At 62.5% G+C, this 6,858-nt stretch carries 6 protein-coding genes and 3 tRNA genes; 1 reads left to right on the top strand and 8 read right to left on the bottom strand.

Going from position 1 to position 6,858, the window contains the following annotated elements:
* Nucleotides 1–639: 639 nt before the first annotated feature.
* The 3 genes from V6M37_RS13230 to V6M37_RS13240 all read right to left on the bottom strand — a co-directional run bounded on the left by V6M37_RS13230 (nt 640) and on the right by V6M37_RS13240 (nt 939).
* Nucleotides 640–715: transfer RNA gene (locus V6M37_RS13230), tRNA-His, on the bottom strand.
* Nucleotides 716–760: 45 nt separating this feature from the next.
* Nucleotides 761–837, bottom strand: a tRNA-Arg gene (locus V6M37_RS13235).
* A 25-nt stretch (nt 838–862) separates the two neighbouring features.
* Nucleotides 863–939: transfer RNA gene (locus tag V6M37_RS13240), tRNA-Pro, on the bottom strand.
* 456 nt (nt 940–1,395) lie between these two features.
* Between V6M37_RS13240 and dksA the strand changes: the two genes are divergently transcribed.
* On the top strand, nt 1,396–1,821 hold the full coding sequence (gene dksA, locus V6M37_RS13245) for an RNA polymerase-binding protein DksA (protein WP_332674005.1): 426 nt from the start codon (nt 1,396–1,398) through the stop codon (nt 1,819–1,821).
* A gap of 94 nt (nt 1,822–1,915) precedes the next feature.
* Here the strand turns inward: dksA and pnp are convergent, their stop codons facing one another.
* The 5 genes from pnp to infB all read right to left on the bottom strand — a co-directional run.
* Nucleotides 1,916–4,015 (bottom strand): polyribonucleotide nucleotidyltransferase, encoded by a 2,100-nt coding sequence (gene pnp / locus V6M37_RS13250; RefSeq protein ID WP_332674007.1) that lies wholly within the window; start codon nt 4,013–4,015, stop codon nt 1,916–1,918.
* A 161-nt stretch (nt 4,016–4,176) separates the two neighbouring features.
* Nucleotides 4,177–4,446, bottom strand: a complete 270-nt coding sequence (rpsO, locus tag V6M37_RS13255) for a 30S ribosomal protein S15 (protein ID WP_011239109.1) — start codon at nt 4,444–4,446, stop codon at nt 4,177–4,179.
* 68 nt (nt 4,447–4,514) lie between these two features.
* Nucleotides 4,515–5,450, bottom strand: a complete 936-nt coding sequence (gene truB / locus V6M37_RS13260) for a tRNA pseudouridine(55) synthase TruB (protein WP_332674013.1) — start codon at nt 5,448–5,450, stop codon at nt 4,515–4,517.
* A gap of 6 nt (nt 5,451–5,456) precedes the next feature.
* Nucleotides 5,457–5,840 carry a 30S ribosome-binding factor RbfA gene (gene rbfA / locus V6M37_RS13265; RefSeq protein WP_332674015.1) on the bottom strand — a complete coding sequence of 128 codons (384 nt, stop codon included), beginning with the start codon at nt 5,838–5,840 and terminating at the stop codon, nt 5,457–5,459.
* 3 nt (nt 5,841–5,843) lie between these two features.
* Nucleotides 5,844–6,858: translation initiation factor IF-2 (gene infB / locus V6M37_RS13270; RefSeq protein WP_332674017.1), on the bottom strand; the 1,015-nt coding region annotated here is incomplete at its 5' end.

A 6,858-nucleotide genomic window follows, 5' to 3' on the forward strand; every position in this document is an offset into this window, starting at 1 on the left:
TCTACTTTCTCGCCATCGGGAGTCTCGTAATGGAAACAAAGAGAGACCGAATTGGCGTTGCATGCGCCGCGGGCCAATGCGGCCCGCTCTCGGCCCGCTGGTCGAGGGCCTGGGCACGGATTTTCGAACGCCGAGGCGTTGTTGAAATGAGCGATGGGATCCGAGTAATTCTCGGGGTCACGGGAGTCGCGCGTGGCGAGGGTCGTTGTGTTTGCGGCCGATGGAATCCGCTGGCGTTGAGCGATGGATCAGCTGTTGACGCTCGCCAGCCAAGTGCCACGGAACACCTTCATCGCGAAAAAGCCGGAAGCAGCACACGCCGCACGATCAGGCGCGGTTCGTCGCGCCTTGGCGGAGTCGGGCATCGGCCGGCCGTACCCCGCCGCCCTCCCCGCGCCGCAGGCTCGGCCTCCGTACGTCCTTGTCGGAGACACCGCCGTTGCGACCCCTGCACGCGCCAGCGTGAGGGCCGCCGTTGCCCCGACCCATGCAGTCGGTTCCGTCGGTCGCATTGGCGAACCGCTCGTCCGGCGCTGAACCCCCGCAAAAAAAAAGCGGGCCCGCTCACTGGCGGGCCCGCTTTTGTCGAACGATCTACAATCAATGTAGATACGTATGTGCGCTGAGCGCTTGATTACATGGGGCGACATACCGGGATCGAACCGGTGACACCTGGAGCCACAATCCAGTGCTCTACCGACTGAGCTAATGCCGCCACTTTCACGAGTGCAGAAATTCTGCACTCAGAAACCTTTACGTCTGGCCTGCCCGACAGGGATTGAACCTGCAACCCCCGGCTTAGAAGGCCGGTGCTCTATCCAGTTGAGCTACGGGCAGAAATCCCGCGGGTATCGGGGTTAGCTGGTCGGGGTGGAGGGATTCGAACCCCCGACATCTTGCTCCCAAAGCAAGCGCGCTACCGGACTGCGCTACACCCCGAGAGCCGCGAATAATACACATCGAATCGGAGTGCGTCAAACGCAGAATGCACGATGTACGCGGCAGAGTGTCTGCGGTCTTGTTTCGCCCCGACTACCGCTGCGTTACACGACCGAAGACACGCGGGAAATTCACGATCCTCTGACCACGGCACCGCTTCTGGCGCAGCAACTCAAGGCCGTTCCGGCTGTGCCTGTCGAAACCCACCTGACGAGTTCATGACGAAAAAAATTGCCTCCTTAATAACCGGGTTAGCAGTATTTGCCTCCGGAATGGGCGATTTTAAAAACAAAACCGTGCATCCTCAGGCGAACGTCAAGCTTTTTCGGCCTGCTTTCGCCCCTTGCGCAATTGACACTTCGGCGGTCGCCGGGGGTGGCCCTCCGATTGCTTGCTCGGTGATGCGGATTCTGATATTAGTTCGCTTCCTTCAACAATCAACCGGAAGTCGAAGTCATGCCCGACGATACACTGCAGAAGCAATTCCCGCCTTACGTTCCCGCCGAAGGCGAGGACTACATGAGCGAGAAGCAGTTGGCGCACTTCCGCGACATGCTCGAATCGGTCAAGCGGGAACTGATGGGGGATATCGAGCGCACGGTCCATACGATGCAGGACGAGGCGACGGTGTTCGCCGATCCGAATGACCGCGCCAGCCAGGAGTCCGATATCGCACTTGAACTGCGCAACCGAGATCGTGAACGCAAACTGATCAAGAAGATCGACGAAGCGCTCGGGCGCATCGCGGCCGGCGAATACGGGTACTGCGACAGCTGTGGCGTGGAGATCGGGCTGAAGCGCCTCGAAGCCCGTCCGACCGCGACGATGTGTATCGATTGCAAGACGCTCGAAGAAATGCGCGAGCGCCAGGTCGCGAAGTAACAATGCCGGAGTCTCCGGCGCGCGGCGGAGGCCGGCCGCGGCTTGAAAAAAAAGGGACGCCGCGGCGTCCCTTTTTCGTGATGATAAATGCGACTTACTCGGCAGCCTGATCCAGCAGCGCCTTCATGCTCAGACGGATCTTGCCGCGCTCGTCCGTCTCCAGCACCTTGACGCGCACTGCCTGACCTTCCTTGACGTAGTCGGCGACGTTATTGACCCGCTCGTTGGCGATCTGGGACACATGCAGCAGTCCGTCGCGGCCCGGCATGATGTTCACGATGGCGCCGAAATCGAGCAGGCGGACCACGGTCCCGTTATAGACCTTGCCGACTTCGACTTCGGCGGTGATCGCCTCGATCTTTTCCTTCGCGAGTTGGGCACCGTCGGCGCTCACCGACGAGATCGTGACGCTGCCGTCGTCCTGCAGTTCGATCACGGTGCCGGTCTCTTCCTGCAGCGCGCGGATCACGGCGCCGCCCTTGCCGATGACGTCGCGGATCTTTTCGGGATTGATCTTCATCGTGATCATGCGCGGAGCGAACTCCGACACTTCCCCGCGGTGCGATGCCAGCGCCTGTTTCATCAGGGCGAGGATATGAATCCGCCCCTCGCCGGCCTGCGCGAGCGCGACTTGCATGATTTCCTTCGTGATGCCCTGGATCTTGATGTCCATCTGCAGCGCGGTCACGCCCTTCTCGGTGCCGGCAACCTTGAAGTCCATGTCACCGAGGTGATCCTCGTCGCCGAGAATGTCGGTCAGCACGGCGAAGCGATTGCCTTCCTTGATCAGGCCCATTGCGATCCCAGCGACGTGCGCCTTCATCGGCACGCCGGCGTCCATCATCGCGAGCGAGCCGCCGCACACGGAGGCCATCGAGCTCGAACCGTTGGATTCGGTGATCTCGGACACGACGCGAACCGTGTAGCTGAAATCCTCGGAGGCCGGCAGGGCCGCCACCAGCGCGCGCTTCGCGAGGCGGCCGTGCCCGACTTCCCGGCGCTTGGTGACGCCCATACGGCCGGTCTCGCCGGTCGAGAACGGCGGGAAGTTGTAATGGAGCAGGAAGCTCTCGCGGTATTCGCCCGCGATCGCGTCGATGATCTGCTCGTCGCGGCCGGTGCCGAGCGTCGCGATCACCAGGGCCTGCGTCTCGCCACGGGTAAACAACGCGGAGCCGTGAGTACGCGGCAGCACGCCGACACGGATCTCGATCGGCCGGACGGTACGGGTGTCGCGACCGTCGATACGCGGTTCGCCGGCGAGAATGCGGCTGCGCACGACGCCGGCTTCGAGGTCGTGGAAGATGTCCTTCAGCTCGTTCGAGGACGGCGGCACTTCGACGTTCTCGGTGACGGCTGCGATTGTTTTCTTGCGGATCTCGGCGATCCGCTGCGTCCGGGCCTGCTTGCTCGTGATGCGGAAAGCGTCTTCGAGCTCGGCGCCCGCGAGTTCCTTGATGCGGGCGATCAGCGGCTCGTTCTTCGCCGGCGGTTGCCAGTCCCATTCCGGCTTGCCCGCGACTTCGACGAGTTCGTTGATCGCGCGGATCGCAGCCTGCATTTGCTGGTGGCCGAATACGACCGCACCCAGCATGACCTCTTCGGAAAGCTCCTTCGCTTCCGATTCGACCATCAGCACCGCGGCTTCGGTGCCCGCGACGACGAGGTTCAATTCGCTAGCCTTGAGTTGCTCGACGGTCGGATTCAGCAGGTACTGCCCATCACTGTAGCCGACGCGGCATGCACCGATCGGGCCGTCGAACGGCACGCCGGAAATCGCGAGCGCAGCCGAGGCGCCGATCATCGCCGGCATGTCGGGATCGACTTCGGGGTTCAGCGACAGGACCGTGACGATGACCTGCACTTCGTTATAAAAGCCTTCCGGAAACAGCGGGCGGATCGGACGGTCGATCAGGCGGCTGGTCAGCGTTTCCTTCTCGGTCGGGCGCCCTTCGCGCTTGAAGAAACCGCCCGGGATGCGGCCCGCGGCGTAGAACTTCTCGACGTAGTCGACCGTGAGCGGGAAGAAATCCTGTCCGGCCTTGGCTTCCTTCGCGGCGACGACCGTCGCGAGAACCATCGTGTCGTCCATATTGACGATAACGGCGCCACCAGCTTGACGCGCGACTTCACCCGTCTCCAAGGTGACGGTGTGGTCGCCGTAAGCAAAGGTCTTTTTGATAGCGGTAGGCAAGGTGAATATCCTTAAGAAATTGGGGGCAGCGGACGACAACTGCGACGACGGCGAACGAGACAGGCTAAAAACAAAGCCGGTGCGGTCCCTCGGGACCCGCACCGGCTTGCTGGCTTAAAGTGCCCTATTCGGCGCTGTCGGCTTCGACACAGCCAGGAAAATTACTTGCGCAGGCCCAGACGCTCGATCAGGTTGCGATAGCTGTCGGCGTTCTTGCCCTTCAGGTAATCGAGCAGCTTGCGGCGCTGGCTGACCATCTTGAGCAGGCCACGGCGCGAGTGGTGATCCTTGGCGTTGGCCTTGAAATGGCCGGTCAGCCCGTTGATACGGGCTGTGAGAAGCGCGACTTGGACTTCGGGCGAACCGGTGTCACCTTGGGCGCGCTGGAAGTCGTTGACGATCTGCGACTTGGATGCGGTATCGAGAGCCATGTGGGTGTTTACTCTTTTCGTTCTGCCAATCAGAAGCGGCGAATTATACCGAACGCCGGACTTAAAACTCAATCGTTATCGACTTTTACAGGAGATGCGTTCGTCGAAACAAGCCGTTTTGCACACAATTTGCCGTCCGCAGTGCGCGCGCCCAAGCCGAGAAAGCGCTGGTCGCAATAGACGCGAGCCAGCCCGGCGCTGCCCGCTGGGGCGGCGATGACCCGCCCTTGCAGCAACAACGCGCCTTGACCGGCATCGAGCTCGATCCGCGGAAGATGCGAGACGAGGGCGTCTGCCGGGGAAAGCAAGCGATCTCGCTGCTCCGGCGCGGCCGCCTCGAGTGCATCGAGTGTCGTCCCGCGGTCGATCGAGAACGGCCCGATACGGGTACGCCGCAGCGCGGTGAGATGGCCGCCGCAACCGAGGATTCGGCCGAGATCGATCGCCAGCGTGCGCACATAGGTCCCCTTGCTACAGGCGACGCGAACCCAAAACCAGTCCGGACCGACCGCAAGAAGTTCGAGCGCGTGGATCGTCACCTTCCGCGCCGCACGCTCCACCTCGATTCCGGCGCGCGCGTATTCGTAAAGCGGTTTGCCGTCGCGCTTCAGCGCCGAGTACATCGGCGGGATCTGCTCAATTTCGCCGGTCAGACGACCGAGCGCCGAGCGGATCGCGTCCTCGGTCACCTCCACCGGCGCGGTCGCGATCTGCGTCCCCTCGGCATCGCCCGTATCGGTTTCGATCCCCAGCCGGACCGTCGCCTCGTATTCCTTGTCGGCGTCGAGCAGGATCTGCGAAAACTTCGTCGCCTCGCCGAACGTCAGCGGCAGGAGTCCAGTCGCCATCGGGTCGAGCGTGCCGGTGTGGCCCGCCTTCACCGCGTTCAGCAGACGCCGCGCGGTCTGCAGCGCCGCGTTCGAGGTCATCCCCTGTGGCTTGTCGAGCAGCAAAACGCCGTCGACAATCCGGCGCTGATGCCGGAATTGCTTGGATGCTTTCAAAACGGCTCAGCTTTCCGCATCGTCCTTGTGGCGCGCATCATCCTCGCGAACCACCTCGTCGATCAGCTGCGACATGCGACTGCCCCGCTCCACCGAACTGTCGTACTGGAAGTGCAGCTCGGGCAACGTATGGATGCGAACCCGTTTGCCGAGCTCGCGGCGCAGAAAACCGCTCGCGCGACGCAGGCCGACCAGGATTTCGTCGAGTCCTTCCTCGCCGCGCATCGAAGTGAAGAACACCTTCGCGTGGGCGTAATCGGGTGTGATTTCGACGTCCGTCAGCGTGATGAATCCCACACGGGGATCCTTCACCTCCAACCGGATCAGCTCCGCCAACTCGCGGCGGATCTGCTCCGCCACGCGCTGGCTTCGGGAAAACTCCTTGGCCATTGCTTAAAGGGTCCGTGCGATTTCCTGGATTTCGAACACTTCCAGTTGATCGCCTTCCTGGACATCGTTGAAGTTGCGGATCGACAGGCCGCATTCGAAGCTCGCACGAACCTCCTTGACGTCGTCCTTGAAGCGCTTCAGCGATTCCAGCTCGCCGGAGTGGATCACGACATGGTCGCGCAGCACGCGGATCTGCGAACCGCGCTTGACGATGCCCTCGAGGACGTAACAGCCGGCCACCGAACCGACCTTCGGCACCTTGAACACCTGACGCACCTCGACGAGACCGATGACGTTCTCGCGCCGCTCCGGCGCCAGCATCCCCGACAGCGCCGATTTCACTTCGTCGACCGCGTCGTAGATGATGTTGTAGTAGCGGATGTCGACACCGAAAGTCTCGGCGAGCTTCCGGGCACCGGCATCGGCACGCGTGTTGAAGCCGATGATCACCGCGCCCGACGCCTGGGCGAGGTTGACGTCGGACTCGCTGATCGCGCCGACGGCGGCATGGATCGTATTGACCCGCACTTCGTCGGTCGAGAGCTTGTTCAGCGCCTGTACCAGCGCTTCCTGCGAGCCCTGCACGTCCGCCTTGATGATCAGCGGCAGCGTCTTGACTTCGCCCTCGCCCATCTGCTCGAACATGCTTTCGAGCTTCGCGGCCTGCTGCTTCGCGAGTTTCACCTCGCGGAACTTGCCCTGACGGAACAGCGCGATTTCGCGCGCCTTCTTCTCGTCGGCGAGTGCGATCGCCTCGTCGCCCGCTGCCGGAACGTCCGACAGACCGAGAATTTCGACCGGAATCGAAGGCCCGGCCTCGTCGACCGGCTTGCCGTTCTCGTCCAGCATCGCGCGGATACGACCGAAGGTCGCGCCGACGAGCATGACGTCGCCCTTGCGCAGCGTTCCGGATTGCACCAGCAGGGACGCGACGGGGCCGCGCCCCTTGTCGAGGCGCGCTTCGATGATCAGACCCTTGGCCGGCGTCTCCACCGGCGCGGTCAGTTCCAGCACCTCC

The organism is Aromatoleum sp. (assembly GCF_036675785.1).
Taxonomy (GTDB): domain Bacteria; phylum Pseudomonadota; class Gammaproteobacteria; order Burkholderiales; family Rhodocyclaceae; genus Aromatoleum.